We start from the raw sequence: 24,843 nt of genomic DNA on the forward strand, positions 1-24,843 counted from the left end.
GACCGCTCCCATCGGCCTGCGCGCGCACGAACCCTTGAACCGCGATGTGCGTCGGGGTGACAGGCGTGCCCGTTTCCGCTTCTCCTCTTTCAGCTTCGGCGGCGCACCGTGCCGGCATCGCCCCATCGGGCATGCCTGCCACGCCGCCCACCGGACATTGGACCGACGTATGACAACCGTTTCCAGCAACTCCCCCCGCCCGCGGCGGACCCGCGACGCGCATACCACGTTCGTGCTCGTGCACGGCTCGTGCTCCAGTTCGCTGATGTGGGCTCCCCTCCAACGCGAACTGGCGCTGCTCGGCCATCGCAGCTTCGCCGTCGATCTCCCCGGGCACGGCTTCGACGCGCAGTACCCGGCCGCCTACCAGGCCCCGCAGGACCTCGACGCCTGGGCGGCCGAACCGTCGAAACTGGCTGGGGTCACCCTTCAGGACAACATCGACATGGTCGTCGACGTCGTCCAAAGGGTGGCCGAGCACGGGCCGGTGGTCCTGGTGGGCGCCAGCCTCGGCGGAACCACGATCACCGGAGTGGGCAACACGATCCCCGACCTGGTGGACCGGCTCGTCTACATCTCCGCCTGGTCGTGCGTCCGACGCTCGAACCCCATCGAGTACATGCAGGAGCCCGAGTTCGCCGACAACCTGCTCGCGCCCCTGTACGCGTTGAACGTCGGCAACCCTGCCGAACTCGGTGTCGGCCGGGCCAACTACCGCACCGCCGACCCGAGTCTGCTCGCCGCACTCAAAGAGGCGATCATGGCGGACGGGACCGATGAACAGTTCCGTGCCTTCCTCAACATCCTCCAGCCGGACGAGTCCCTGGCGGTGATGATGTCCGACGCACGCGGCCACGCCGACACCTGGGGCACCATCGCCCGCACCTACATCCGCCTGACCGACGACCGGTCACTTCCCGTGGCCATGCAGGACCGCCTGATCGCCGAATCCGACGCCTTGACGCCCGACAATCCGTACGACGTGCACACGCTGGCCACCAGCCACGTCGGGTTCCTGCTCAATCCGGCGGAGGTGGCCAACATCCTCGATCAACTGACCGTCTGACCTGAACCCAGACTGCACACACCACCCGCTGGCACGATGAAGGGGGCGGCCAACCAGCCGCCCCTCACCCGGTTCCTGAGCCGGCGCAACGAGGTCCAGGGCGACGGGCCGGTGGCGACTTGGCGGGGAGCGTCGGCCGCCTGGATGACAACGCCCTGGCAGTGAGGCCCTGATGAAGCAGGCGGGGTTGCTGTGAGCGCCGGTGTGCGGTCTGTCGTACGGTTTTGCCTCGCGACATCTGACGGTGCAATGGAGGGGGAACGGCGTGACGACGGAGGCTGGGGCGCTCGTAGGCAAGGGGGCGGCGATCCGTGGGCTGGCGGAGCGGTGGCTGGAGGTTGTGGCCGCCGATGAGGTCGTACGCTCGGGCGGTGGGGACTTCGCCTGCTCGCCGGCTGGGCTGTGGCTCGCTCTGTCGGCCGTGGCCGCAGGCGCCAACGGTGATACGGCGCGGGAACTGCAGGGCCTGCTCGGCGCGGCAGGCGAGGAAGCCGCGGGTGCCCTCACCGGAGTGGCCCGCGCGCTGGCACACACGGACGCCCTCGCCGTCGCGACCGGCGCGTGGTCCCGTGCACCCGTCTACCGGGCCTTCCGGGAAGCACTGCCCGGCATCGGCTTCGGCCACCTCGACCCGGACGACCTGTCCGAGATCGACGCCTGGGTGAGAGAAGCGACCGGTGGCCTGATCGAGGAACTGCCGGTAAAGCCTGGCCCGGACACGGTCTTTCTGCTGGTCAATGCGCTGGCGCTGAAGGCCCGCTGGGAGTCGCCGTTCGCCTCGGAGCTCACCGCGGCGCGGAATTTCACCGATGCGTCGGGTGTGCAGCATCGGCTGCCGACGATGGTCCGGACGGTTCGCGTCACCGACGCCTGGTCCGTACCGTCCGACGGCGGCCGGCCCGCCACGGTGGTGGAGCTGCGCTGCGCGGCGGGGGACAGCGGGCTCCCCACGGTGGTGCGGTTCGTGCTCGGCGCGCCGGACGCCTCTGCCGCCCGGGTGCTGCCTGCCGCCTGGGCACCGCCTGCGGCGCGCTCCGCGTTCGACGCCGATGAGGTGAGCATCGCGCTGCCGCGGCTGGAACTGCGGACGAACCTCGATGCAGTGGACCACCTCAAGGCGCTGGGTGTGCGTGTGGCGACCACGGATGACGCCGATTTCTCGGCGATGTCCCCGGAGCGGCTGAAGATCGGCAAGGTCGTGCAGGAGTGTGTGGTGAAGGTCGCGGAGAAGGGCGTCGAGGCCGCCGCAGCCACCGTCGTCATGATGGGCTACGGCAGCGCGCCGCCGCAGCCGCGGCGTATCCACCACATCGCCTTCGACCGCCCCTTCGGCCTGGTGGTGCTCGACGGCAGCGGCGAGGTCCCGCTGTTCACCGCCTGGCAGGCGACCGCCCCGCACGATGTGACCGGCGCAGCGGCGCCCGCCGACGGGTGGGGGACGGGCAGCGGCTGGTGAGCCGCCGGGCCCGGAGCGGCTGGGCACAGTCGGCGACGGTGGCGGCGACGGCTGTGTGAGAGTGCGGGGAGGGCGCTGCAGAAGTCGGGCAGCGGGCGGAGGGCGGCCGCCCAGGCGCCGAGGTCGGCGCCGAGGCGTGCTCGCACTGTGCGCCGCAGGTCCGGAACCTGCGGCGCACCGCCATGTCCCGCCCATAGGCCGAGCCGGCCGGCCGACGAGCGTCGGCGAAATGCTTCTCCTGGACATGAGCAGAGCCGGAGGCGAGTCGTCGGAAGGCCAACCTGGCCCTTGTCTCGATCAGCTGCGGTTCACGGTTGTCCGCCGCGCACGACACTGCCTCTCGTACCGCAAGGGCGCCCAGGCGGACGAAGGCCATCTCGCAGGTTTCGGTGTGGTGCCGGCACAAGGAGCGCACGATGCCTCGCGCGCTGACCGGCGCTCTGCGGGTGGGCGTCGGGGCGTCCAAGGCGACCGACTGCCACAGTGGATCGAAGCAGTCGGAGCGGCTACCGACCTGCCCGTCTCAGCAGGTTCACCCAGCACCTCGAACGCGACCGTGAGGCCGTCATTGTTAGCCTGACCTGCCCTGGAACTCGGCCCCCGTCGAAGGCCATGTCAACCGGATCAAGATGCTCAAGCGCCAGATGTACGGCCGCGCAGGCTCCCAACTCTTCCGGAAACGCGCCCTATTGGCGTGACCAAGCGTCACCCCACCACACGAAGTGGACAGGAGCCCGAAGGCCGATCACAAAGCCACGAATGAGTCGGCGCGTCACTGCTCATCGAGGGATGCCTGCCGGGCAAGGAACTCCTTGAACGCCGCCTTCTGCTTCGGGTCCATGAAGCTCTGGCGGACATTGCGGGCCTTCTCCTGAAGCCAGTGCGCCTCGTCGGGGTCCAGTAGCTCGGCGACCACCACACCATTGCGAGCAACCGCCGTGCGCCCTCCTACGCGACGACGAAAGAGCGTGAACGCGCCGAATTCCGCTGGGTGGGCCAGTTCCGGCTCCTCCGCCACGGCCCGGTCCTCGTCCCCAGTGTCACTCGTCGGGTAGGCGGTGGGGGCCCAATGCTCCCAGAGCGCCAGCGTGGCCGCGGGCACCAGCACCGCGCGTTCCGCCTCTTTACGCCCCTCCCACATGAACGTGACAGTGACGGGCTCGCCGACCGCCTCGGCCAACCCGAGCACCCTCTCCATCTCATCATTGATCGGGTAACCCGCCACTACATCGATCTGAATGCCCATGGTGCCGGAGACTACTGGCAGCTTCTGACACGCTGGACCCACAGCTCCTCCGCCTCGTCGACCTCGGCACACCAGGTGGACCGTCCGAGACCGGTGATATCACCGGTGACTTCACCGACTGAGCGCCCGTCCGAGGCAGTACTGCGACGAGAGCAGCCTCTTCACACGATGTGGGCCAGAGCCTGAGTAGCGAACCCACCACCGAACCCACCACCGAACCCACCACCGAACCCACCGGACTGACGCGGGCCGCTCTCGCCCTCGCCGCATGGCGGCTGCTCGACTGCTGAGGGAGTCCCCGCCCCGCTACGAGGCGAGGACTCAGCACGGCTCCGGGGCACTGCGCGAGACGTCGCATTCGCCACTCGGAGTCGTTCACCGATGGAAGCGGTTCTCGCAAGCGACCCTTTCCGGGAGCAAGGTCGAAACCAGCCGGTGGATACCGCGCTGAAGGTCATGATCGCGCTGGCTGGACGACCGGTTTCCTGGCCGTATTTGGTTACCTTCAGCCAGGTTGGAAGAATGCGAGCATTTTCTGGGCGGCGTCCGGCGACATCAGCAATTCCTGTATGTCCGCGGACATCCGGGCGGCAGCGCTGGTGCGTTCGAACATCTCGCGTTCGTATTCTTTGACGGCGGCGGGAAAGTCGTCCGGGTGCGCGGCAAGCGCGAGACCGAGCAGGGCGCCGTCGAGCAGCGCCATGTTGGCGCCCTCTCCCACCGGCGGCATCAGGTGCGCGGCATCTCCGAGCAGCGTGACGCCTGGCATCGTCGGCCAGGTCAGGCCGACCGGGAGAGTGGTGATCGACCGCGGCACGACCGTGTCGTCGCAGGCCGCGATCAGCGCGGTGAACCGTGAGTCCCAGCCGGGGAGCAGGTCGATCAGTCGCGCCCGGGCTGCGGCCGGGTCGTCGAACGGGATCCCGCTGGTCGTGAACCAGTCCTCGGCGGTGTTGTAGAAGCTGAGGCCGATGCGGACGCGACCGTCGCCGTTGCGCTGCGCCGCCAGCGATAGTCCGTTGCCGAGCACCCAGTAGTTGCCGCGCCCAACCATCGCCGCGAGGTCGGGGTGGGTGCGGTCGATGTCGGGAATGCCGATCTCGATGACGTTCTGGCCGATATGTGCCGGGCGGGCGTCGGTGAGCAGCGCGCGGACCTGGGAGTTCGCGCCGTCGGCACCGACCAGCAGGTCATACGTCGCACTGCTGCCGTCGGCGAAGCGCAGCAGGCCGTTGTCGGCGGATGTGCACGCGTGCCCCCAGCGCACCACGTCTTCGGGGAGGGAATCCATCAGCAGGTTGCGCAGATCGGCGCGGTCGACCTCGGGTCGCTCAAGCGGGGCGTCGTCGGGCGTGTCCTCCTGGAGCAGCAGGGTGCCATCCGGCTCGAGAAGACGCATGTCCTGGCCTTCGCCACGGGCAATCGCGTAGAACTCGTCGATCAGACCGGCCTCGCGCAGCGCTCGCTGGCCGGAGTGGATGTCGAGCATGCCGCCCTGACCGCGCGCACCGCGTGACGATTCACGTTCATACACGACGGAATCCATGCCGTTCACGTGCAGCACACGGGCGAGAGCCAGGCCGCCGAGGCCGGCTCCGACGATGGCAATGGTCATGGTTTGTCTCTCCTTCGATACGCCGTACTGGTCGATACACTGTATCGCTAGATGCAGTGTATCGTTAGCGGCATGTTGGTATGGGAGAGGCCGGAGCCACCGAATCGACCCGCGCCGGCCGCGTTGAGCCGGGAACGGATCGTGCAAGCGGCGATCCAGTTGGCCGACGCGGACGGCCTGGATGCGGTGTCGCTGCGCAAGGTCGCCACCGCGCTGGGCGTCGGGCCGATGCGGCTATACGGTTACATCGCCAGCAAGGAAGAGTTGCTCGACCTGATGGTCGACGCTGCCCACGCCGAGATCCGGCCGGTCGGAGACGGCTGGCGGGAGGTGCTCCGGTCTCTTGCCGAAGCCACCCGGCACGCCGCTCACGAGCACGAATGGCTCGCCGATCTACTGGGCGGTCGACCCCAACTCGGGCCGCACGCGCTGGCCAGCGGGGAGACCGTGGTGGCCGCGCTGGGCGACGTCGACGTGGACGCCATCATGCCGGTGGTCGCCGCAGTCAACGCGTATGTGATCGGCGCGGTGCGTCGGGAGATCGCCGAGCGGCGTGCCGAGCGGGCCACCGGGATGGACGAGAAGCGGTGGCAGGCTTCACTCGGGCCCTATCTGGAGCGAGCCTTCGCCACTGGCCGATTCCCCGCGCTGGGCACCGTGGTGCGCGATGCCGCCCACCTGGACGCCGACGACACCTTCCGGATCGGCCTCGACTTCCTGCTCGACGGCATCGAAGCCCGCATCTCAAGGTGACGCGCGGCCGAAGGGCCGGACCGGCCATGGCACCAGGTCGGCGCTGACGCGTTGAGGTGACGCAACCTCACCGAAGCGCACGGAAATTGATGAGGTGCCATGGAACTCGGACTCAAGCCGCGTTACCTCGCAGCACTCAGCCGATCTCTGGCGGGATCTGCGTGCCGGGTAGGCTCAATCCGCCCTGACCCGGACATGTGGGAGAGCAACTTCCGCGAGTAAGAGTCGAACGAAGACCACACTGAGGCCGGGTGGGAACAAGCGCTGCGCGAGGGCTACATCACCCGGGAACAGTGCGCGCAGCGCCACCAGGGAAAAACTTCCGAAACCGCGTTGCCGGAGCCCCCGGACCAGGGGCCGGTCATCCAGTCGGCTGTGGATCTTCGTCTCTCAAGGGTCGGGGTCAACGGACCGACAGCGCCTCTGCAATGGCGACGGAGGACGGGGCGAGCGTGGTCCGGCCGTCTTCGATGTCCCACAGTGAGTTCTGCAGTAGTCGGCCCAGTGTCCAGCCGATGGCACGTGCGCGGTCCAGGCTGAGGACCTCGGTGAGCAGGTCGAAGCGGCGCCGCACCACGCGAAAGGTGTCGTTCTTCGCGACGACGTCGTCCCATCGACTGTCCAGGGCGGGCCACAGGTCGAAGCCGGGGTCCCCGGTGAGCGGCTCGGGGTCGATGGCGAGCCACGGCTCGCGCTCCGCAGCGAGAACGTTGTCGTAGTGCAGATCCCAATGCAGCATCCTGTCGCCGGGTTCGCCGACCAGTTCGGCCACCGCCGTCGCCCAGCCGTGCAGGCGCTGTCGGTCGGCCGGGTCGGTCAGAGCCGTGACCGCATGCGGAACCTGCTCCAGCATCTTGGTGGCGATGTCACCGAGACTCCGCAGTCTCTGCGGTGCGGGGGCGGAAACCAGCCGCGCCTGAAGCCCGGCGAGGATACCCATCGCGACATCGTCGTCCTCGATCGAGGCCAGTGTGCGGGCACCGTCCAATCGCTCCAGCAGCATGGCGCTGCTCTCGGGATCGTGGTCGAGCAGCCGCACCGTCCCTTGACCGTTCCAGGTGCGCAGCCCGATGAGTGCGGCGGTGGTCTCCTCCCTGGGCATCTGGAGTTTGAGGACCGCGCGCGTGCCGTCTTTGCGCAGCGCCGGCAGCACCAGCGATGCCTCCCCCGCTCCGGGCTCGCCGTCGCGTTTCAGCTCCCAGCGGTCCAGTAATTCCGCGACCAGGGTGGGCAGTGCGGCGATCCAGGCCCTCCCTGCCTCACCGAAGGTTCTGGCGTACGACGATGCCAAGAGCTGCGGGACGTCGACTGCTTTCGGCCTGTTCATGCGGGATTCCTTCTACGGGGTCATATTTCCCGCCGCAACCTATCGGAGAGCAGTGGTGGCGTTGTCAGCTGTGGACGATCGTGCGCCCGGCCCACGGATCGCCCGATACCGCAGGGCTCTGGAGGTCGTCCCAGGCCCGCCGGGCAAAAGGGAGCGCAAGGTCCACCAGCCGTCCGTGCTGCCGGGCGTCTTCCACCCCGCGCAACGAGGGCATGTGGCGGCGGCCGATTTCGGTGTCGGCTGAGTGGCAGAATCGAATGACCGCCTCGAAGACCACATATGACAGGGCGACAGGGCCCGGTTGGTGACCTTCCTTTTCCCCGGACGCACCACCATGTTGCGCGCGATGCCCAGGGCCCGGCCCATCACCCGGCCCGGCTGGCGTGGCGAGTCCAGCCGGTCCTGAGGTCGCCCCGGCCGCCGCAGGCGCCGGTATGCGCATCATCCCCGCGACCGGCCGCACCACCCGCCGCACCGTGCACACCTACCGCTGCGCGCTGGACCTGGCCGAGCGGCTGGGCACCGAACCCGTCGAGTTCCCCGGCGGACACGACGGCAACGCCGCGTTCCCGCGGGCGACGGCACGGCCGCTGAAGTCCCCGCTGCTCGACCGGTGACACCGCGGCGTCAGGGGATCGTGGCCTCGATGCGGGCGAGCTGGGCGGCCAGGATCTCCTCGAATGCGGCGAGGCGGTCGGCGCCGAGGGGTTGGACGCTGCGGGCGAAGTGGGCCAGGGCGGGGAAGCGTTCGGGATCGGCGCCCAGTACCGCGACGCGGAACTGCTCCATGCCCTGCTCGTACTCCTCGGGGGTAAGGGTGCCGAACCCACCCTCGGCGGCGATCAGGGCGGCGGTGAGGACCACGACGCGGTGGTAGCGCGCCGGGATGTCCGCCTCGGGCAGGCCGGAGGTGCGCAGGGCCTGCAGGATCTCCTCCATCACCAGCCGGGAGCCGGTGCCTCCCGAGGCGTAGCGGCCCCAGACGGCCGCGAGTTGGGGGTGCCGGCCGAAGGCCTCGCGCAGGCGCAGGGCGACGGCGGTGATGCGCTGCTTCCAGTCGCCCTCGGGGCGGTAGCCGTCCATGGCGGCCACCAGGATCCGGTCGGCGACCGCGCGCAGCAGCTCGGTCTTGTTGCGGAAGTGCCGGTAGAGGCTGGAGGAGTCGGTCCCGAGCGCGGCGGCGAGCTTGCGCACGCTGAAGGTCTCGGCGTCGCCGGCCCTCAGCAGCTCGGCCGCCGTATCCAGGATCTCCTCGGTCGTCCAGCGCCTTCGGCCAGTCATCTCGCCCCTCTCGTCAGATGCCAGCATACCGATGCACTTGCTGTTGCACGCACTGCGTGCATAATCATTCCACGACGCACGCCACCAAGCGAAGACACGCGACGAGGGAGACAAGACCATGAGCGAGACCACTGCGACGAAGCGCCCGCCGGAGCCCGACTGGTCGACCGTCACGGCCGAGGAACTGGTCGCCTGGCGCGACGCGGAGAACGCTTTCCGGGCGTCCGACGCGGCACGAGCGATCCTCGGGGAGCCGGACCCCGGCGCGGCCATCGAGTGGCAGGAGATCACGCTGCCCGACCGCGAGCTCCCGGTCCGGGTCTACCGCCCCACAGCGGAGAACGGCCGCCGGGAGGTGGACCGGGCCGGGCTGCCGCTCGTCCTCCACGTGCACGGCGGCGGCTTCGTGGGCACGGCGGCGCAGTGCGACTGGGCCAACAGCCATCTGGCCGCCCGCCTGCCCGCGGTCGTCGTCTCGGTCGAGCACCGCCTGCTCACCCCGGACAGCCCGCTCGCGCATGCTGCCGCCGACGGCTGGGACGTGCTCCGGCATGTGCTGCACAACGCCGCGCAATGGGGCATCGACCCGGCACGCACGGCCGTCCACGGCGAGAGCTGCGGCGCGCTGATCACCGCACTGACGGCGATCCGGGCCCGGGAGGCCGGCCTGCGCCTTGCGGCGCAGGTGCTGGTCAACCCCGCCGTCGATGTCACCGGCGCGATGTTCGACTACCCCTCGATGACCGAATACGGGTACCGGCCGACCCCCGCCGTGCCCCAACTGCGGCTTGTCCAGCGGCTCGCCGCCCCAGCGGGAACCGACGCCCGCACCGTCTCACCGCTGTACGCGGACGACCTGGGCGGGCTCGCACCCGCGCTCCTACTGGTGCCGACCCAGGACGCGGTCGCCGACCAAGGCCGCCGCTACGCCGCGCGGCTGCGGGCCGCCGGGACGCCCGCGCGGCTGGCCGAGTACCCGGGCGCGAGGCATGCCTTCCTCACCCTGCCGGGAGTGGAGCCGCAGGCCGCGACCGCCCTCGCGGAGATCCTCGGCTTCCTCCGCGCGGCCCTGGCGAAGTGACGGAGGAGCGACGATGGACACCACGACTTTGGGCGCCGACGGCCCCGCGGTCTCCCGGCTCGGTCTGGGATGCATGAGCATGACCGGCAGCTACGGCCGTGCCGACCCGGACGAGGCCGCGGCCACCGTGCTGGAAGCCCTCGAATCCGGCGTCACCCTGTTCGACACCGGCGACTTCTACGGCGACGGAGCGAACGAGGAACTCCTCGGCCGGGTTCTCGCGCCGCACCGCGAACGCGTCGTGCTGGCCACCAAGACAGGCGTGAGGCGCACCAACGAGGGCCTGGTCCCCGCCGGCTCTCCCGCGTATCTGCGGGGCGCCTGCGATGCGTCCTTGCGCCGGCTGCGCACCGAGCACATCGACGTGTATTACCTCGCCCGCATCGACCCGGCGGTCCCGGTCGAGGAGTCCGTCGGCGCTCTGGCCGACCTGGTCGCCCAAGGCAAAGTGGGCCGCATCGGCCTGTCCGAGGTCTCGGCCGCCACCCTGCGCCGCGCGCACGCCGTCCACCCGATCAGTGCCGTGCAGACCGAGTACTCGCTGTGGGAACGCCATGTCGAGACCGACATCCTGCCCGCGCTCCGCAGCCTCGGGGCCGCCCTGGTCGCCTACAGCCCCCTCGGCCGCGGCCTGCTGACCGGAGCCGTCCACGCCACCACGCGCTACGAGCGCGGCGACTTCCGCGCCACCGCCCCCCGCTACAACGGCGACGCCCGCAACGCCAACCTGGCCATCGTCGACGCCCTCACCCGACTCGCCGCCGCCCGGAACGCCACCCCCGCCCGGATCGCCCTCGCCTGGCTCCTGGCCCGCGGCAGCGACGTCATCCCCATCCCCGGCACCTCGCGCCGCCCCCACCTGCGCGACAACCTGGCCGCCCGCGACCTGCGCCTGACCGCGGCCGACCTCGGTGCCATCGACGCCGCCGTCCCCGACGCCGGCGCCCAGGGAGCCCGATACGGCGACCACAGCATCGGAATGATCGACCGATGAGACCTGCGGGCACGGCGCCGCAGACCGGGTCCGCGCGGGCGGAGACCGCCGAGTTCCTCCGAGCCGCCCACGCGGCACGATGGGACACAACTCGAAAGGAAAGCACTCCGATGACCAAGACACCCCATGAACGATGAGCCAGCACGGCGATGTACCTGGGTTTTGCGCTCACCGCGATCGCCGCGATCGTCCCGTACCGACACAAGCCACCATCGCTACGCACCTTGGAGGAAGACGCCATGAAGTCCATCGGGATCATCGGAGTGGGAGAGATCGGACGGGCCCTCGTGACGGGCCTGCGCCACGGAGGCGAGGAGTCGCCCGAGGTATTCCTCTCTCCCAGGGGCGCCCGCACGACCGCGGAACTGTCCGAGTGCTACACGGGCGTTCAGGTGTGTGCGGACAACCAGGAGGTCGTGGACCGCTCCGAGTTGGTGATCATCGCCGTACGGCGCCAGGACCGGCACGAGGCCCTGGCCGGTCTGCGGGTGGACGACGACCGGATCGTGGTCAACGTGATGGCCGGCGTCGGCAATGACGACCTGCGCCGGACGCTCGCCACCGACGCCCCCTTGGTGAGGGCCATCCCCCTGCCCGCCATCCGCGAGCGCCGCTCGGTCTCGGTGGTGCACCCCTCGCACCCGCAAGTGGACTCCTTCTTCGCGCGCATGGGCGGAGTGCTCCCCGTCGTGGACGAGGCCGCCTTCAACGTCCTGTCCGCGCTGACGGGAACGCTGACGACCCATTACGCGTATCTCGCCGCGCTCGCCTCGTGGGCCACCGGCCAGGGCATCGCCCCCGACGACGCGGACCGCTACATCCGCGGCCTCTTCCAGGGCGTCGGCCGCTCCCTGGGCGACGAGACCCGCTCTCTGGACCGACTCGCGGCCGACCACGAGACCCCGAACGGCAACAACCAACGGATCCGCACCTCCTGGTTCGACCGTGCCAACTCCGAGGCCCTGACCAGTGAGCTTGACGCGCTTCTGGCCGATCTCACATAGCCATGCCGTTTGACACCACTTCGGGCCTTGCGGCGGGAGGACCGGTGTGCTTCTCGTGGTGCGGGGGCGCCGATGCCACCCAAGTCCATGGTTGAGCTGTACGCGGCGATCCGCCGTGATGCCCGTGCCGGCCCAGGCAGTGTGTCTCGGGGGCTGAGGAACATCCGTGTCAGATCGTGCGCCAAGGATTCGTCGGCCCGGGTGGATCGGCTTGGCCGGACAGGGAGGACGTGGACACCGGACCGACGATCCTGCACACGTGGTGGCGTCGCACCACGTGATGCCGGGGCAGGCTCCCCGAGGGTTCCGGACCATCACGGCAAGGATCCCCCAACGAGCCGCTGTTCCGGGCTGGGTGCTGCCTTGCGGGCTCGTCGGTCCCGGTTGCTGGCGAGGTACCGAAGCGAGGCGCCTGAGTCCGGTGGCCGACATGCTGCTCGACTACCTCCAGGCCCTGCCCGCCAGCACCCCGGCCCTCGTCATCGCCCGGGCACTCGGCTACCACGACGAGAGCACCACCCGAATCGCAGCCGGGCGACCAAGCAGCACTTCACGAGTCACCGTACGAAGTCCGGTCTTCGTATGTCACCCTCGTCCCCATGCAGATACGACACGTCGCCGCGGCGACGCTGATGGTGATCGTATTGACGGGGGCTGCTGCGTGCAGTGGAGGCGACTCGTCATCTTCGTCTCCCTCAGGGAATTCGACCGGTTCAACAGGCATCAAGAAGCCCGCCGGAGCAAAGCCGTCGACCCCCAAGGGGCCGCGCACGACACTCAAGGGGATGGACATATGCAAAGTGCTGAGGGACGAGTCGCTGACCGCGATCGCGGTTGAGCCCTCCGACGCCAGGGAAGGCAGCGAATCCGGCAGAAGCTCCGACTCCGGCTGTGACTGGCAGAGTGGCGGGACGGAGGTGCAGATCAACGCCATCATCGACATGTCCGTGGACATGTCCGTGGACGAGTACGGAATCCAGAAGAAGATCGACGTCCTGGGTTTCCCGGGGATCGCGGCCACTGCGCTCGGCAACTCTTGTGACGTCTCCATGCAGGTCAACGCCGACGAACTCGAGGTCAATGTCCGGAACGAAGACAGCAGCAATCAGGCGCTTCAAGGTAGCAAGGCGTGCGACGTGGCGAAGGACTTCACCCGACAGGTGCTGACGGGAGTCACCAAGAAGTGAGATGGCGGCGCTACCTGCCGTGCGCGCCTGCTCGCCAGAACTGCCCGAGCACCCGCACCAGACCCGCATCCTTGCCGTGTTCAACGAAGAGACCGGAACACTGCGGGCCAAGGACGTCGCCCAGGCCCTCGGCCACGAACTCCTGCCCAGGAACGTCAAGGGCATCCGAGCCAAGCTGAAGCACCTGGTCAAAATCGGCGTCCTCACCGAAGCCGACACGGGCAGCTTCGCCAGGAAGTAAGAGTCACGACCACGACCAGGACCCCTCACACACACCTCACAGGGAAACGGGCATCACCTCACGAACCGCCCACTCAGGTGGCCGGTGGGCGGAGCGGGAAGACGTTGCCGGGGTCTCCAGCGGGTGCTTCCCGGCGGCCGCGGTCGTGGGTGAGTACCGCGGCGGCGAGGGTGAGCCTGGTGACCCGTTGGCGGAGTTCGCGGATCTCGGCGTTCTGGTCGGCGACGGTTTGCCTGAGCTTCGCGACGGTTCGGCGCAGCTGCTTCTCGCTGTCGATGCCGCGGTCGCCCCGTATGACCGTGCGCCCGCGCCGGTAGCGCCGCCGCACTCCGGTACGCGGGGAGGGGCTGACGGTCCTGCTGGGCCCCGTCTCCGAGCCCGTGCGCGCCCTGACCGCTGCCCGGCCCGACGAGGCAGAACGGCTCCTGGCCCCATGGCGCGAGCTGGAGCGGGCGAGAGCAACCCTGCGGCTGGAAGTTCTCTCCTACGGGCTGCCCGGCAGCGGCCCGGGGTCGGACCGGCTGGCCGGCCGCACCCTCACCCTGGCCGACCACCTCCACATCCCCGCTGTCCTGACCCACGCCGTGCGCTACGCCGACCCCGGCCATCACCGTCTCGCTGTGCGGGACAGCAGTTGAATACTTCCTTTGGGCCGCCCCGCAACGCGCTGAGCGGTCAGGGGCAGCAGTGCGAGGCTGCGGCGACAAGGGCACGTGCAGTCGTTTTGATTACGGCGTGTTGATGGCGTCGGTCCGTCACCGCATGTTGGGGAATGCCAGGGGCGGTCACCTTCAGGAGTGAGCAGTCGTACCGGCACCGCCAAACCCGGGAGTCGGCCGTGGACTTCGCTGGGGATACGGCAGAATCCCGCTGTGACATCGATGGAGGTTCTGGTCGGCTTGAAAGCGGGCATGGCAGAGCTGTCCACGCCGATGCGGGTGTACGTGGCGGCCGGACGGTTCACCGAGCCGGAGCCCGACCTGCCCGAACTGGCAGCCCGGATCCACGCGCTGCTGGCCGTGATCGCGGCCGACGAGGCATGGCAGCGCTTCCTGCCCGGATACGCCCCACCGTCTGTCCGGGCGATCTGCGCTGCCTTGGAACCGGTGGAGGTGCACGAGGCCACCGCGTTCCTCGCCCAGGTCGCAGCGGTGGACCTGGTCTGGCCGAGCCACCGGCACCTGCCCGCTGACGCGGCCGAGCGCGCCGCGGACCGCGTGGTGTCCCTGCTCGGACCGAAAGCCACATGGTGGACCAACCACGACGCCGAATGCGGCGCCGTGAACGGGCTCACCCCGCTCCTCGACAGCCTGTTCGCCGGGACGGACGGTGAGCACTTCGCGCTGGCCCTGCAGATCGCCGACGACTGAGCACCAGCCCCGTACGGGTGATCACCTCGATCTTGCCGACGACGAACTGGTCGCGGGCCTTGCGTTCCAGGGGCTGGGCGACCCGGCGGACGATGTCCGGCCTCTCCAGCAGCAGAACAGGTCAGCAGGTCACGTGGGGCTACGGGGTGCCGGGGTCGAAGCTGCCGCCGGTCAGCGGGGCGCGGCGCAGGTCGGTGATGCCGCGGTGCGTCGCGGTGACCACCTCGACGGCCACGTGCGCCAACCGGTCCGCAGCCGGCGCATTCGGGGTGATCTCATCGACCAGCCGGCGCGTGGCATCCGGCACCGCGCCGAGTTCGGCGACCGCGGCGCAATGCCCGCGGTTGTAGGACTCGGCGACCACGTCCCGGACCTCAAGCTGCACCGCGCGGCCGAGCTCGTCGACAACGGTCTGCGTTGCCCGCCGTAGAGGCTGAATCGCGGCGAGCTTGCGCTGCGCCCACCCGCGCGCCTCGTAGCCGCCGGCTAGGCCGTTTCGTTCGGATAGCAGCCCAACACCATCTGGGCACAATGATCAACGAACCCGAGTAGAAAGGCCCCACACCGTGGACCTGGACGAGATGTTCGGCGAAGGCTGGTGCATAACCCTCGCCCCCCGCCCGCTCACCGAAACCCTCCGCCTCATGGGCGTCGCCAACCCCGTACCCTGCCCCGAGGGCCTGGACCAAGCCGCACACTTCCTCCAAGAGCACCAGGGCGAAGGCGACTTCGTCCTCGGCCGCGAAATGCCCAGCGGCTGGATCCTCACCATCGAATCCGAAGGCTGGATCGGCTCCGATGACGATGTCCTGCGCACCCTCGCCGCCGACGGCCGCACCGCCATCAGCGCCTACCGCGACCCCGACACGAAGACGGCCACCATCGCCCACGACGGCGCCATCCTCGGCCGCCTCGAACTGTCCGGCGGCTACTTCGACGGCCTCTCCGACAGCGTGGACACCACCCACCCCGTCATCGGCTCCCTCACCGCGGCGGGCTTCGACGCCTCCGACGCCTGCGAACCCACCGGCGAAGCCGACACCCAAGAGCCCGACGGCTGCCTCATCCTCGCCGTACGCGTCCTGACCGGCGTCACCCTCACCGCAGCCGACTTCGAGGGCCCCTGGACCGGCGGCCTCTCCTGCACCGCCTTCTGACCCGGGCCAAAAACCATCTTGAAGCCAAGATAAAGGCGGGCAAGGTCGATCCGCGGGGACGGCGAACTCGAGGCGGCCGCCGCGCTTGAGGGCCGCCTCGGCGAGCCGGCTGTCCAGACCGCCCGCCATGCAGGAGACGACGACCAGCTCACGGCATCGTCCTGGAGTCGGTGGGCCTGGCGCTCGACGTCCTGGTCAGGATGGAGGCCGGGCCCGCCGGGCAAACTGGCGAGCGGCGTGGGGGAGAGGTCGGTGGGTTCCTCGCCCGCCTCCAGCAGCATGTCCGCCGCACCCCCGATGAGCGGGTCCGGCTTCCCGACGACCGCGTGGTCCTCGGTCGGGCAGTCGCACCGATCCAGCAGACTGCGCATGGCCTCGATCCGGCCGCGTCGCCAAGTGAAAATCCTCCAGCGAGCCGGCTACCTCACCCCGACCAAGAAGACGTCGAACTCCCACTTGCGCACATGGCTGTCCCTCACCCCCTCAGGCCGTAGGGCACTGGCAAAGCACCTGGCCGAGCTACGCCGCATTGCAGATCTCACGGATTCCGCTTGACGTCACACAGCGTGAGCGCTCCACAGAAAGTGATCCAGAACCCAAACTCATCAACATCACCCGCGGCGAGCTCACGAACGCTAACCTGGCTCGCCACCCGCAAGGCCAGCCGCCGGTGACCGCCGCTGCCCGCACCCGGCTGGAGCGCGTCGGTGCCTTCGCCGGTATCGCGAAGCTCGCCGTCCAGCAGATCGAGGACGAACTGGGCGATCCGGCCGACGCCGAATTCCTCGCCGAGACGCTGCGCGAGCTGTTCGACGGGGCCGACCCGCCCGGCGGCAACTTCGGCTCGCTCAACCAGCTGTTGACGATGGCCTCCCGGGCCGCCGCGCTCACCGTGCTGGACGGTGAGGACTCCGAGTCCGCCGCCTGGGTGGGTGTCGCTGCACGGCTCGGTGGAGGTGCCCGCGCCGCCCCAGTGGGTGGCCGCGTTGCGGTTGAGGTCCACGCCGGTCTGGCCGTTCACGCCGCAACCGCCGCCTTGGGAGTCATCGGCGTTCGTGCGGTGGAGGATGGGGTTGTCGCCGCGCTGAGCGACGATGTCGATGCCGTCCGGGTTGGGGATCGGGACGACCCACATCTCGGTGGAATCCATCGGTGCGGTAATGTCGGGGTCTTTGCCGTAGTCGTTGGTCAGGGTGTCGATCCAGCGCCAGGAGACCTCACCCGTGGTGAGCTCCCGTGCGTGGTTCTGGCTGACGACCCGTCCCAGGCGCAGCGCCTGCTCGCCGCCGCAGGAGCAACCGCATGACCATCACCACGGCGGCCAGGGCCGTCACCGACATACTGCAGCCCCGCAACGTTCTGCTGGCCGGCATGCTGGGCATCGGCGTCGCAGCCGCTGGCGACTGGACCGGCATCCCTTGGGGTCTGCTCGGCGCGCTGTGCGCCGGCATCATCCCCGCGGCCTACATCGAGTGGGAGCGTAAGAGGGGCACCTGGGGCGACCGTCACGTGGTGGACCGCACGAAGCGGGCCCCCATCTTCGTGGTCATCCTGGCGTCCATCGGCCTCGGTTCGCTCGCTATGGTCCTTGGACATGCGCCGACCGGCATCCTCATCGCGATGCTCGCCCTGTGGGCCATGACCATCGGACTCCTGACCATCAACCTGGTCTGGAAGATCAGCGTGGACAGCGCGGTCGCCTCCGCCGTCGTCGCGATGCTCGCCGTCGTCCATTCCCCGTGGTGGCTGCTCGCCTTCATCCTCACCGCAGCCGTGTGCTGGTCTCGTGTGGCGCTGACGTACCACACCGTCGCCCAGACGGTGGCTGGCGCAACTCTCGGCGCCGCCACCGCCGCGGCGTTCCTCCTGGCCTGACCCCCGAACAGCAAGGAGCCCCGGACAGTGCGTCCGGGGCTCCTTCGTGTTCAGCGCGCTGGTGCTCAGTGCGGAAGGCGCATCGTCACGTCGTGCAGCCGCGTGATCTCTGCCGGGCTCTCGCCTGCCTCCGGGCCCCAGGAGAGCGGGCCTTTGCCCGCCTGAAGCAGCGGAGGGTCTTGCGCAAAGTGTGGTGCAGTGCCAGCTGCATCAGCCGGGCCATCGCCGCCGTTCACGCCATGGAGATCGCCCGGCACTCAGGATGAGAAGCCCTTACTCAGCACGTGCGGTTGAAAAGGTCAGGGAAAGCTTAGTGGTTTCGTCTGGAGGTGTTTCTGGGGTTGGTCATTGGGTCTTGGTGGTGGTGTCGGTCGCTGCGTGACGGTCCGCTGGTCACTTCGGCTTGCTGCGCTCGGTGGTTGTGCGATCGAGCTTGAAGTACGTATCAACGCTGCGCTCAACGTCGGCCTGCCCCCTCTGGGATGGTCGAGGTGTTACTGCACTCGGCTGTCTACTGTGCGGTGTCGAGGTCCAGCAACGCCGTCGTCGTGGCCGAGAAGGTTTTCGCCGGGCGTGAATTGCTGCCGGGGCCAGTTGGGTGTTGGGCTTTGAGTGTCGGTGTCCTGCGCTGCCGAGATGGGGTGGCGGGGCAGGGCTCCGCGGTGCGGTGAGCGGGTCAGCCGAGCGAGACCAGGCGTGCGCCCCCGTCGGTCTCGATGATGGTGCCAGTGAGGTTGGCATTGGTGGCGGCCAGAGCTACCACCTCGGCGATCTCCTGTGCCGAGGCGATGTGGCGGACCGGCAGAGTGGTGGCCGTTTGTGTGAAGTACTCGCGCTTGGCGTCTTCCGGCAGGCCGTTCCACCAGGGCGTGTCGACGAGTCCGGGAGAGACGGCGTTCACCCGTATCGGAGCGAGTTCCGCGGCCAGTGGCCTGACCAGGGCCTCGACGGCGCCGTTGAGGGCGGCGATGCCGGCGGTTCCTGGCATGCCGGTCCGCGCGGTGATGGCGCTGAGCAGGGTGATCGACCCGTCCGGTGTGAGGTGCGGCAGGACCGCCTGGATGGTGGTGATGTGCGGCCAGAACTTGGCCTCGAACGCGCGTCGCAACATCGTCAGGTCGAGATCGGCTACCGGCCCCGGCCCTTCGCTTCCACCAGCGGCCAGGACCAGCCAGTCGACGCTTCCGGTCGCTTCGGCGAGGGCGCTCATCTCGTCAGGGTTTCCGGCGTCGGCCCGGTGCCCGACCAGTCCGGCGTCGGTGAGGGCAAGGGCGTCAAGGCGTTCCTTGCTGCGGCCGGTGATGTGCACCGTGGCGCCACGTGCCTGGAGCAGGCGGGCCGTTGCGAGCCCGATTCCGGACGTTCCCCCGACCACGAGGGCAGTGCGCTGGGACATGGGATCTCCTTATTTCGAACCGCTGCGTCTCGAATTAAGCTAGCCTCCATGGTCATGGACAAGCAACCCCCTTCGGAGTCACGCCCGGGACGCAAGCGCAGCGAGGAGAGCCGGTTGGCGATCCTGGTCGCGGCGTTTGAACTGGTCGGCGAGGTCGGCTATGCGGGCCTGACGATCGAAGGAATCGCCAACCGCGCCGGATGCGGCAAACAGACGATCTACCGCTGGTGGCCCTCCAGGGCCCACGTCCTCCTCGAAGCACTCGCAGTGAAAGCCGATCTGTACGTCACCAACGCCGACCATGGCTCCTATGCCGACGACGTACGGGCCTTCCTGGAGGACACGTTCCAGCTCGGCCGCCAGCAGCGCGTCGTCGAGATCCTGCGCGTCCTGATGGCGGAGGCCCAGATCAACGAGGAGTTCGGCCAGCTCTTCCGCAGCGCCTTTCTGCAGCGGCGGCGCGACGCGCTCCAGGTCGTCCTCGATCGGGCCCGGACGCGGGGCGACCTGCCGCCCCGCCCTGCTGCGTCCACCGTCCTGGACATCGTGTTCGGCACCTTGTGGTACCGCCTCCTGGCCACGCGCCAGCCCATGGGCGACGACCTCGTCGAGGAGCTCACGGCCACCCTCACACAGGCCGCACAACCCCCGACCAACGCAGCGATCGACCTGGGAGACCAGCAATGACCCTTTCCCCCGCCATCCTCATCACCGGCGCCACCGACGGCCTCGGCCTGGCCCTGGCCGAACGCCTGGCAGCCGACGGCGCCGACCTGATCCTGCACGGCCGCAACCAGGCCAAACTCGACCGCATCGCAGACCAGTTCACGGCCCGCGGCGTATCCAGGCCCCGGACCGCGACCGCGGATCTCGCCGACCTCGACCAGGTCCGCCGCATGGCCGCTGAGATTCGCGCATCGGTGGGCCGACTCGACGTCCTGGTGAACAACGCCGGCATCGGCGGCGGGCAACCGGACGGCCGCACCCGCCGCACCAGCGCCGACGGCCACGAGCTGCGCTTCGCCGTCAACTACCTCGCCGGCTTCCTGCTCACCCTCGAACTCCTGCCGCTGCTGCGCGCGTCAGCCCCGGCCCGCATCGTCAACGTCGCCTCCATCGGCCAGCACCCGCTCGACTTCGAGAATCTGATGCTGGAGCACGACTACGACGGCATCCGGGCCTACGGCCAGAGCAAGCTCGCCCAGATCACGTCCGGCTTCGAGCTCGCCGCACGCCTGCCCGCCGACGAGGTCACGGTCAACAGCCTCCACCCCGCCACCTACATGCCGACCAAGATTGTCCTCGCCGAGATCGGACACAGCATCGACACGCTGGAAGAAGGGGTGACCGCCACCCGTCGGCTCGTCACCGATCCGGCACTCGCCGGCACCACCGGACGCTTCTATGACCGCACCCGCGACGTACGCGCGCATTCCCAGGCATACGACAGCGAGAACCGACTGCGTCTGTGGCAGGCGAGCCTGGAACTCACCAAAACCGAGAGCCCGCTGTGTTGAGTGCCGCTGACGTTGAGGCCGTGGGCATGGCCGCCGTCCTGCCCGATGCTCGCAGGACCAGGGCCGCAGACTACGGCCCGTCGTGATCCGCTTCTTGTGATCGGCCTGTCTGCATGCCCGTTGCCGCCGCCCGTGGGGGCTGCCGCACGGGGGCTGAATGGAGGTGTCAGGCTCGCCGCCGTATGTGGGGGCGGGCCTGACTGTGGGGCTGGGCAGTTACCGCTTGGGGGCGACTGTGCGGGTGCCGGTCCAATCTTTGGCGACGCTGATGGACTTGGTCTGGGAGAGGCCGGCGGTCTGCGTTGCTTCGTTGATGTCGCTGGGTTCGATGTATCCGTTCCGTCCGGTCTTCGGGGTGCACAGCCAGATGTCTCCGCCGTCTTCGAGCAGTCCGATGGCGTCGACCAGGGCGTCGGTGAGGTCACCGTCGTCATTGCGGAACCACAGCAGGACGGCATCGGCGACGTCGTCGTGATCCTCGTCGACCAGGTTGTTGCCGGTGATCTCCTCGATGCCCGCGCGCAGGTCCTGGTCGGTGTCGGCGTCGAAGCCGATCTCCTGGACGACCTGGCCGGGCTGGAAGCCCAGCCGGGCCGCAGGGTTGGTCCGCTCTTCTGTGGTCATCACTGCCTCCGGTGTCGCTGGACGCGCCTGTCGCGTCTGCTCTGTAGTCAATCAGACACCCAGAGTGGTGATGGGTGGCGCATTCGCTTGAGGCCACACCGAGCCGAAAAGCCTGTTCCAGGCGCGAGGTCGCGATGCAGGGAGACCGGTCAACCTTCGCTGAGACAGCTGAGACAGGGCGGCAGCGGCCTGGTACTGCTTCTTATCCTGTTGTTCCGCGGTGATGTGCAGCGGTGTGCTGCTGCTCGTGGTCCTAGTTGTTGCAGGTCAGGGCGTTGTTGGCGCTTTCGGCAGGGCAGGCTTTTGGAGTTGTGGCGTGACGGCTTGTCACGCCGTCGCCAGTGCATCGCACACGATGCAGTTGTCCACGCTTGCGTCAGGGTGTCGGGTCCCAGAGTCCGCCGGCTTCGCCGCGAGCGAGGTGCTCGGCGTAGACGTCGACCTTCCAGGCGATGACGGACCGGCACTCCTCCAGTGCCTGGATCTGTGTGTCGACGCGCTGTCGATGGGCGTCGAGTAGTTGCAGGCGTTCCGCCTCGTTGCCCGGTCCGCGGCGTACCAGTTCGGCGAAGTGCTTGAGGTCGGCGAGAGGCATGCCGGATTCGCGGAGCTTGACGCAGATCAGCAGCCACTCGACATCGAAGGAGGTGTAGCGCCGTCGGCCGCCCGACGTGCGCTGGACCGGTCCGACGATCAGGCCCTCGCGCTCGTAGAAGCGCAGGGCATGCACGCTCAGCCCGGTCCGCTCGGCCACCTCGCCGATGCTCAGCGACTGCAGGGCATCCTCGGCGGTCGTCATGCCGCTCACTCCTGGATTTGATCTAGACCTCGCTCTAGATCGTAGCGTCTGCGGCATGACCATTACTGATCAGCAGCCGCTCGGCTCTCCCTTCTCCGCTGCCACCACCTCCGAGGACATCGTGGCCGGCCATGACCTTTCGAGCAGGACCGCCGTGGTGACCGGGGGCTACTCCGGGCTCGGGCTGGCGACCACCCGGGCTCTGACGGCCGTCGGAGCCCGGGTCATCGTTCCCGCCCGCCGCCCGGATGTCGCTCGTGCCGCCCTGATGGAGGTGAAGAACTGTGAGGTCATCCCCATGGACCTGGCCGATCTCGACAGCGTGCGCACTGCCGCCGCGCACATCAGCGACCGTCTCGACAGGCTCGACCTCCTGATGGCCGTCGCCGGAGTCATGGCCACCCCGGAGCGGCGCGTGGGGCCCGGCTGGGAAGGCCAGCTCACCGCCAACCACTTCGGGCACTTCACCCTCGCCTGCGAGCTCTACCCGCGCCTGGCCGCCGCAGGCGGCGCGCGCGTCGTCGTCAACAGCTCCGCTGGACACACCCTGACCGACATCCGCTGGCACGATCCGCACTTCCGCACCGGCTACGACAAGTGGCTGGCCTACGGCCAGGCCAAGACTGCCAACTCCCTGTTCGCGGTACATCTCGACACCCTTGGGCAAGGCGACGGCGTACGGGCGTTCGCCCTCCATCCTGGCAAGATCATCACCGGGCTCCAGCGGGAGATGACGCTGCAGGCGCAGATCGACCGCGGCTGGGTGGACGAACACGGCAACGTCATCGGCGACGGTTTCAAGACCCCTTCCCAGGGGGCAGCCACTGGCCTGTGGGCCGCCACGTCCCCGCTCCTCGACGGTCGCGGCGGTCTCTACCTGGAGGACTGCGACGTCGCCCGCGTCTCCGCCCACGGCACCCCCATGGACGCCGGCGGCGTCCGTGCCTACGCCGTCGCCCCCGACGCGGCAACGCGCCTCTGGGACCTGTCTCTCGCCGCGACCGGCGCCACGCCGATCACCCGATGAACCCGCGCTCGGTGGATGCCGAAGCGCGGGTTCATCACGGCCATCTCGAGCAAACCCGCCGGCAAAACGTCGTCGGGGGGCAAAGGGATCTAGGCATGCCGCACCCCAATGCACCTTACGGTCGAGGGCCGACGACGGCTCATGGAACGCTGCCGCACTCGCCCGATTGCGCACGTCGCCGCCGAGATGAGCATCTCGAGGGCATGCGCCTCCCAGTGGGTACTCCTCGTCAAACTGCTCGGCGACTACACCGACGCGGCCCCGCCCGGCTTTCTGATGGCGAAGCAGTTCGAGGGCCACCCCACCGCCCAAGCCTCCCGCGCCTGCGGCACTTTCCTGCGCCGCGTCTTCTGGCTCGCCCTCACGACCGCGACCGGCAACCCGACGGCCTCTACACCACCGGTGCGCCCTCCGAAGCCGTCGACCTTCGCACGATCGCGCCCCGAGCAAGGGCTACAAGACCGAACGTTCCGAAGGCGGCCCTGCCTCGCCGCCAGGCGCGAGATGGGCATGACGCTTCTCAAGGCCTGACGCCATGTCTGAAGCTCAGCCCCTCCTGTTCCTCCTGTTCCTGCTCGTCGCAACGACGCACTCTGACCTGCAGATTCTCGGAGATAGCCCTGAGGGTCTGAACAGAGGCACATGGAGGTGAGGACGCTCTCATCGATGCAGGTGGCGAGCCTGGACGAGTGCTCGCTCAGTGAAGCAGTTGTTCGCCGCCGGCGGGCCGGTAGTGGTGGCCGGCTTGTTGAGCGGTGAGGTCGACGGCTCCGTCCGTTGTTGGACAGGCCAGCGGCATCACGTTCAAGTCAATGGCCGAGGCTGAACATCTCGGGCAAGCGGCAGCCAGGCCCTAAGCGCGGGCTCCCTCGACGGCCTCGTAGCAGGCTTCGATCAGGGCACGCAGCGCGGCCCGGGGCGGACCGTTCCGTACCGCGAGGTAGGTCTGCATGACCGGCGACGGTCCGGTCAGGGGAAGGAACACCACGCCGGGAACGGAAAGCTGATCGGCGAGCGGGGCGTAGAAGACCGTCCAGGATGGTTTGCCGTAGCCGATGGCGGCGAGGGTGTCCTGGTCGTTGGTGAACTCCGGGCCCAGGACGGGCGTGTAGCCGGCCGCCCGGCAGGAGCGCATCACCAGGTCGTGGAGCGCGGGGTTGCGGGAGTGCGGGGAGAGCCGCAGCGGCAGATCCGCGAGCCGGGCCAGTTCGACGGTCTCCCGCGTGGCCAGCTCGTGGCCTGCGGGCAGCGCAGCCATGAGCGCGTCCTGCCACAGCGGCAGGAACTCCAGCCCAGGGTCGGTCCGTTCACCGCGCAGCAGGGCGGCGTCGAGGTCACCGGCCCGCACCTGCGCCAGACGTTCCTCGGTACTGCTGGTGACGAGTTCCAGCTGGGCGTGGCCGGTGTGGGAGGTGAACGCGGTGAGTACGGCGTCCAGCCAGGCACCCAGCCCCGAGCTGGTGCCGAGGCGCACCGTCGCGGCCTGTTCGGCGCACAGTTCGTCGATGGCCTCCCGGGCGCGTGCCTGGAGGGCGAGCATCTCCCTGGCGTAGGGGAGGAGCCGGTTGCCGGCCTCGGTGAGGCGGACGATGCGGGTGGAGCGGGCGAACAGTTCGGTACCCAGCTCGCGTTCGAGCCGGCGGAGCTGCTGGCTGACCGAGGACTGCACGATGTGCAACCGGTCGGCGGCACGGCCGAAGTGCAGTTCCTCCGCCACGGTGAGGAAGTAGCGCAGCTGACGCAGTTCCATGGCCCCCGGCCTCTGTTCCCCGTGACCAGAATTGATCACCGTTTGCGATCAGTGTAGGCGGGAATCGCTTATTGGCC

Annotated in this window: 28 protein-coding genes and 3 pseudogenes; 19 read left to right on the plus strand and 12 right to left on the minus strand. The window is 69.0% G+C overall.

Annotated features, from left to right (window positions below; all coding sequences use genetic code 11):
* Nucleotides 1–169 precede the first annotated feature (169 nt).
* Together ACIGWZ_RS11490 and ACIGWZ_RS11495 are read left to right on the plus strand one after the other, a co-directional pair.
* A complete protein-coding gene (locus ACIGWZ_RS11490) occupies nucleotides 170–1,066 on the plus strand; it encodes an alpha/beta hydrolase (RefSeq protein WP_400063160.1) in 897 nt (298 codons plus the stop codon).
* A 265-nt stretch (nucleotides 1,067–1,331) separates the two neighbouring features.
* Nucleotides 1,332–2,522 carry a serpin family protein gene (locus ACIGWZ_RS11495; protein WP_400063162.1) on the plus strand — a complete coding sequence of 397 codons (1,191 nt, stop codon included), beginning with the start codon at nucleotides 1,332–1,334 and terminating at the stop codon, nucleotides 2,520–2,522.
* Nucleotides 2,523–3,294: 772 nt separating this feature from the next.
* Here ACIGWZ_RS11495 and ACIGWZ_RS11500 read toward each other — a convergent pair.
* Together ACIGWZ_RS11500 and ACIGWZ_RS11505 are read right to left on the minus strand one after the other, a co-directional pair.
* On the minus strand, nucleotides 3,295–3,768 hold the full coding sequence (locus ACIGWZ_RS11500; RefSeq protein ID WP_400063164.1) for a hypothetical protein: 474 nt from the start codon (nucleotides 3,766–3,768) through the stop codon (nucleotides 3,295–3,297).
* Nucleotides 3,769–4,273: 505 nt separating this feature from the next.
* Nucleotides 4,274–5,383, minus strand: a complete 1,110-nt coding sequence (locus ACIGWZ_RS11505) for an FAD-dependent oxidoreductase (RefSeq protein ID WP_400063165.1) — start codon at nucleotides 5,381–5,383, stop codon at nucleotides 4,274–4,276.
* Between the two features lie 72 nt (nucleotides 5,384–5,455).
* On the opposite strand from ACIGWZ_RS11505, the gene ACIGWZ_RS11510 reads away from it, so the two are divergent.
* The gene (locus tag ACIGWZ_RS11510; protein ID WP_400063167.1) at nucleotides 5,456–6,136 is read left to right on the plus strand and encodes a TetR/AcrR family transcriptional regulator; all 681 of its coding nucleotides are present in this window, start codon (nucleotides 5,456–5,458) and stop codon (nucleotides 6,134–6,136) included.
* 403 nt (nucleotides 6,137–6,539) lie between these two features.
* Here the strand turns inward: ACIGWZ_RS11510 and ACIGWZ_RS11515 are convergent, their stop codons facing one another.
* Nucleotides 6,540–7,463, minus strand: a complete 924-nt coding sequence (locus ACIGWZ_RS11515; RefSeq protein WP_400063168.1) for an aminoglycoside phosphotransferase family protein — start codon at nucleotides 7,461–7,463, stop codon at nucleotides 6,540–6,542.
* Between the two features lie 434 nt (nucleotides 7,464–7,897).
* On the opposite strand from ACIGWZ_RS11515, the gene ACIGWZ_RS11520 reads away from it, so the two are divergent.
* Complete coding sequence (locus ACIGWZ_RS11520) at nucleotides 7,898–8,080, plus strand: hypothetical protein (RefSeq protein ID WP_400063170.1); 183 nt, start codon at nucleotides 7,898–7,900, stop codon at nucleotides 8,078–8,080.
* A 10-nt stretch (nucleotides 8,081–8,090) separates the two neighbouring features.
* Here ACIGWZ_RS11520 and ACIGWZ_RS11525 read toward each other — a convergent pair whose 3' ends face one another.
* The gene (locus ACIGWZ_RS11525) at nucleotides 8,091–8,744 is read right to left on the minus strand and encodes a TetR/AcrR family transcriptional regulator (protein ID WP_400063172.1); all 654 of its coding nucleotides are present in this window, start codon (nucleotides 8,742–8,744) and stop codon (nucleotides 8,091–8,093) included.
* Nucleotides 8,745–8,862: 118 nt separating this feature from the next.
* Here ACIGWZ_RS11525 and ACIGWZ_RS11530 point away from each other — a divergent pair, with 118 nt between their 5' ends.
* The 5 genes from ACIGWZ_RS11530 (at nucleotide 8,863) to ACIGWZ_RS11550 (ending at nucleotide 13,251) form a co-directional block, all read left to right on the plus strand.
* A complete protein-coding gene (locus ACIGWZ_RS11530; RefSeq protein ID WP_400063174.1) occupies nucleotides 8,863–9,825 on the plus strand; it encodes an alpha/beta hydrolase in 963 nt (320 codons plus the stop codon).
* A gap of 13 nt (nucleotides 9,826–9,838) precedes the next feature.
* Nucleotides 9,839–10,819, plus strand: a complete 981-nt coding sequence (locus tag ACIGWZ_RS11535; RefSeq protein WP_400063176.1) for an aldo/keto reductase — start codon at nucleotides 9,839–9,841, stop codon at nucleotides 10,817–10,819.
* Between the two features lie 239 nt (nucleotides 10,820–11,058).
* Nucleotides 11,059–11,823, plus strand: coding sequence for an NAD(P)-binding domain-containing protein (locus tag ACIGWZ_RS11540; RefSeq protein WP_400063178.1), 765 nt, complete (start codon nucleotides 11,059–11,061; stop codon nucleotides 11,821–11,823).
* Nucleotides 11,824–12,422: 599 nt separating this feature from the next.
* On the plus strand, nucleotides 12,423–13,010 hold the full coding sequence (locus tag ACIGWZ_RS11545) for a DUF3558 family protein (RefSeq protein WP_400063180.1): 588 nt from the start codon (nucleotides 12,423–12,425) through the stop codon (nucleotides 13,008–13,010).
* A gap of 1 nt (nucleotide 13,011) precedes the next feature.
* Nucleotides 13,012–13,251, plus strand: a complete 240-nt coding sequence (locus ACIGWZ_RS11550) for a hypothetical protein (RefSeq protein ID WP_400063182.1) — start codon at nucleotides 13,012–13,014, stop codon at nucleotides 13,249–13,251.
* Nucleotides 13,252–13,324: 73 nt separating this feature from the next.
* Here the strand turns inward: ACIGWZ_RS11550 and ACIGWZ_RS11555 are convergent, their stop codons facing one another.
* Complete coding sequence (locus ACIGWZ_RS11555; RefSeq protein ID WP_400063184.1) at nucleotides 13,325–13,579, minus strand: hypothetical protein; 255 nt, start codon at nucleotides 13,577–13,579, stop codon at nucleotides 13,325–13,327.
* A gap of 52 nt (nucleotides 13,580–13,631) precedes the next feature.
* On the opposite strand from ACIGWZ_RS11555, the gene ACIGWZ_RS11560 reads away from it, so the two are divergent.
* Together ACIGWZ_RS11560 and ACIGWZ_RS11565 are read left to right on the plus strand one after the other, a co-directional pair.
* Entirely contained in the window at nucleotides 13,632–13,889 is a 258-nt protein-coding gene (locus ACIGWZ_RS11560) for a hypothetical protein (RefSeq protein ID WP_400063186.1), read from the plus strand.
* Between the two features lie 273 nt (nucleotides 13,890–14,162).
* The gene (locus tag ACIGWZ_RS11565) at nucleotides 14,163–14,621 is read left to right on the plus strand and encodes a hypothetical protein (protein ID WP_400063188.1); all 459 of its coding nucleotides are present in this window, start codon (nucleotides 14,163–14,165) and stop codon (nucleotides 14,619–14,621) included.
* Nucleotides 14,622–14,760: 139 nt separating this feature from the next.
* On the opposite strand, the gene ACIGWZ_RS11570 is transcribed toward ACIGWZ_RS11565, so the two are convergent.
* Entirely contained in the window at nucleotides 14,761–15,006 is a 246-nt protein-coding gene (locus ACIGWZ_RS11570) for a hypothetical protein (protein ID WP_400063190.1), read from the minus strand.
* Between the two features lie 181 nt (nucleotides 15,007–15,187).
* Between ACIGWZ_RS11570 and ACIGWZ_RS11575 the strand changes: the two genes are divergently transcribed.
* Nucleotides 15,188–15,778: a DUF6461 domain-containing protein gene (locus ACIGWZ_RS11575; RefSeq protein WP_400063192.1), complete on the plus strand. Its 591-nt coding sequence runs from the start codon at nucleotides 15,188–15,190 to the stop codon at nucleotides 15,776–15,778.
* Nucleotides 15,779–15,975: 197 nt separating this feature from the next.
* Here ACIGWZ_RS11575 and ACIGWZ_RS11580 read toward each other — a convergent pair.
* Nucleotides 15,976–16,170 (minus strand): annotated as a pseudogene (locus ACIGWZ_RS11580) (polyphosphate kinase 2); the annotation flags it as partial.
* On the opposite strand from ACIGWZ_RS11580, the gene ACIGWZ_RS11585 reads away from it, so the two are divergent.
* On the plus strand, nucleotides 16,148–16,333 hold the full coding sequence (locus ACIGWZ_RS11585; RefSeq protein ID WP_400063290.1) for a transcriptional regulator: 186 nt from the start codon (nucleotides 16,148–16,150) through the stop codon (nucleotides 16,331–16,333). The pseudogene ACIGWZ_RS11580 and the gene ACIGWZ_RS11585 sit on opposite strands and share 23 nt — an antisense overlap.
* Here the strand turns inward: ACIGWZ_RS11585 and ACIGWZ_RS11590 are convergent.
* On the minus strand, nucleotides 16,317–17,051 hold the full coding sequence (locus ACIGWZ_RS11590) for a M14 family zinc carboxypeptidase (RefSeq protein ID WP_400063292.1): 735 nt from the start codon (nucleotides 17,049–17,051) through the stop codon (nucleotides 16,317–16,319). The two genes, ACIGWZ_RS11585 and ACIGWZ_RS11590, sit on opposite strands and share 17 nt — an antisense overlap.
* Before the next feature lie 29 nt (nucleotides 17,052–17,080).
* Between ACIGWZ_RS11590 and ACIGWZ_RS11595 the strand changes: the two genes are divergently transcribed.
* Nucleotides 17,081–17,653, plus strand: a complete 573-nt coding sequence (locus tag ACIGWZ_RS11595) for a hypothetical protein (RefSeq protein WP_400063194.1) — start codon at nucleotides 17,081–17,083, stop codon at nucleotides 17,651–17,653.
* 676 nt (nucleotides 17,654–18,329) lie between these two features.
* Here ACIGWZ_RS11595 and ACIGWZ_RS11600 read toward each other — a convergent pair.
* Nucleotides 18,330–19,049, minus strand: a complete 720-nt coding sequence (locus ACIGWZ_RS11600) for an SDR family oxidoreductase (protein WP_400063196.1) — start codon at nucleotides 19,047–19,049, stop codon at nucleotides 18,330–18,332.
* A 54-nt stretch (nucleotides 19,050–19,103) separates the two neighbouring features.
* Here ACIGWZ_RS11600 and ACIGWZ_RS11605 point away from each other — a divergent pair, with 54 nt between their 5' ends.
* Nucleotides 19,104–19,736, plus strand: a complete 633-nt coding sequence (locus tag ACIGWZ_RS11605; RefSeq protein WP_400063198.1) for a TetR/AcrR family transcriptional regulator — start codon at nucleotides 19,104–19,106, stop codon at nucleotides 19,734–19,736.
* Nucleotides 19,733–20,566 carry an SDR family NAD(P)-dependent oxidoreductase gene (locus tag ACIGWZ_RS11610; RefSeq protein ID WP_400063200.1) on the plus strand — a complete coding sequence of 278 codons (834 nt, stop codon included), beginning with the start codon at nucleotides 19,733–19,735 and terminating at the stop codon, nucleotides 20,564–20,566. Before ACIGWZ_RS11605 ends, ACIGWZ_RS11610 begins: the two co-directional genes overlap by 4 nt.
* Nucleotides 20,567–20,782: 216 nt before the next feature.
* Here ACIGWZ_RS11610 and ACIGWZ_RS11615 read toward each other — a convergent pair whose 3' ends face one another.
* A complete protein-coding gene (locus tag ACIGWZ_RS11615; RefSeq protein WP_400063202.1) occupies nucleotides 20,783–21,190 on the minus strand; it encodes a DUF3052 domain-containing protein in 408 nt (135 codons plus the stop codon).
* 376 nt (nucleotides 21,191–21,566) lie between these two features.
* The gene (locus ACIGWZ_RS11620) at nucleotides 21,567–21,989 is read right to left on the minus strand and encodes a MerR family transcriptional regulator (protein ID WP_400063205.1); all 423 of its coding nucleotides are present in this window, start codon (nucleotides 21,987–21,989) and stop codon (nucleotides 21,567–21,569) included.
* A 55-nt stretch (nucleotides 21,990–22,044) separates the two neighbouring features.
* Between ACIGWZ_RS11620 and ACIGWZ_RS11625 the strand changes: the two genes are divergently transcribed.
* From ACIGWZ_RS11625 to ACIGWZ_RS11635, 3 genes and pseudogenes are all read left to right on the plus strand, one after another.
* Nucleotides 22,045–23,016, plus strand: a complete 972-nt coding sequence (locus ACIGWZ_RS11625; protein WP_400063207.1) for an SDR family NAD(P)-dependent oxidoreductase — start codon at nucleotides 22,045–22,047, stop codon at nucleotides 23,014–23,016.
* 108 nt (nucleotides 23,017–23,124) lie between these two features.
* Nucleotides 23,125–23,238, plus strand: a pseudogene (locus ACIGWZ_RS11630) (IS481 family transposase); the annotation flags it as partial.
* Between the two features lie 78 nt (nucleotides 23,239–23,316).
* Nucleotides 23,317–23,547 (plus strand): annotated as a pseudogene (locus tag ACIGWZ_RS11635) (DUF6009 family protein); the annotation flags it as partial.
* A 322-nt stretch (nucleotides 23,548–23,869) separates the two neighbouring features.
* Here the strand turns inward: ACIGWZ_RS11635 and ACIGWZ_RS11640 are convergent.
* Complete coding sequence (locus ACIGWZ_RS11640; RefSeq protein WP_400063208.1) at nucleotides 23,870–24,766, minus strand: LysR family transcriptional regulator; 897 nt, start codon at nucleotides 24,764–24,766, stop codon at nucleotides 23,870–23,872.
* Between the last annotated feature and the right edge of the window lie 77 nt (nucleotides 24,767–24,843).

This window comes from Streptomyces sp. NPDC053427, from assembly GCF_044544985.1.
Classification (GTDB): domain Bacteria; phylum Actinomycetota; class Actinomycetes; order Streptomycetales; family Streptomycetaceae; genus Streptomyces.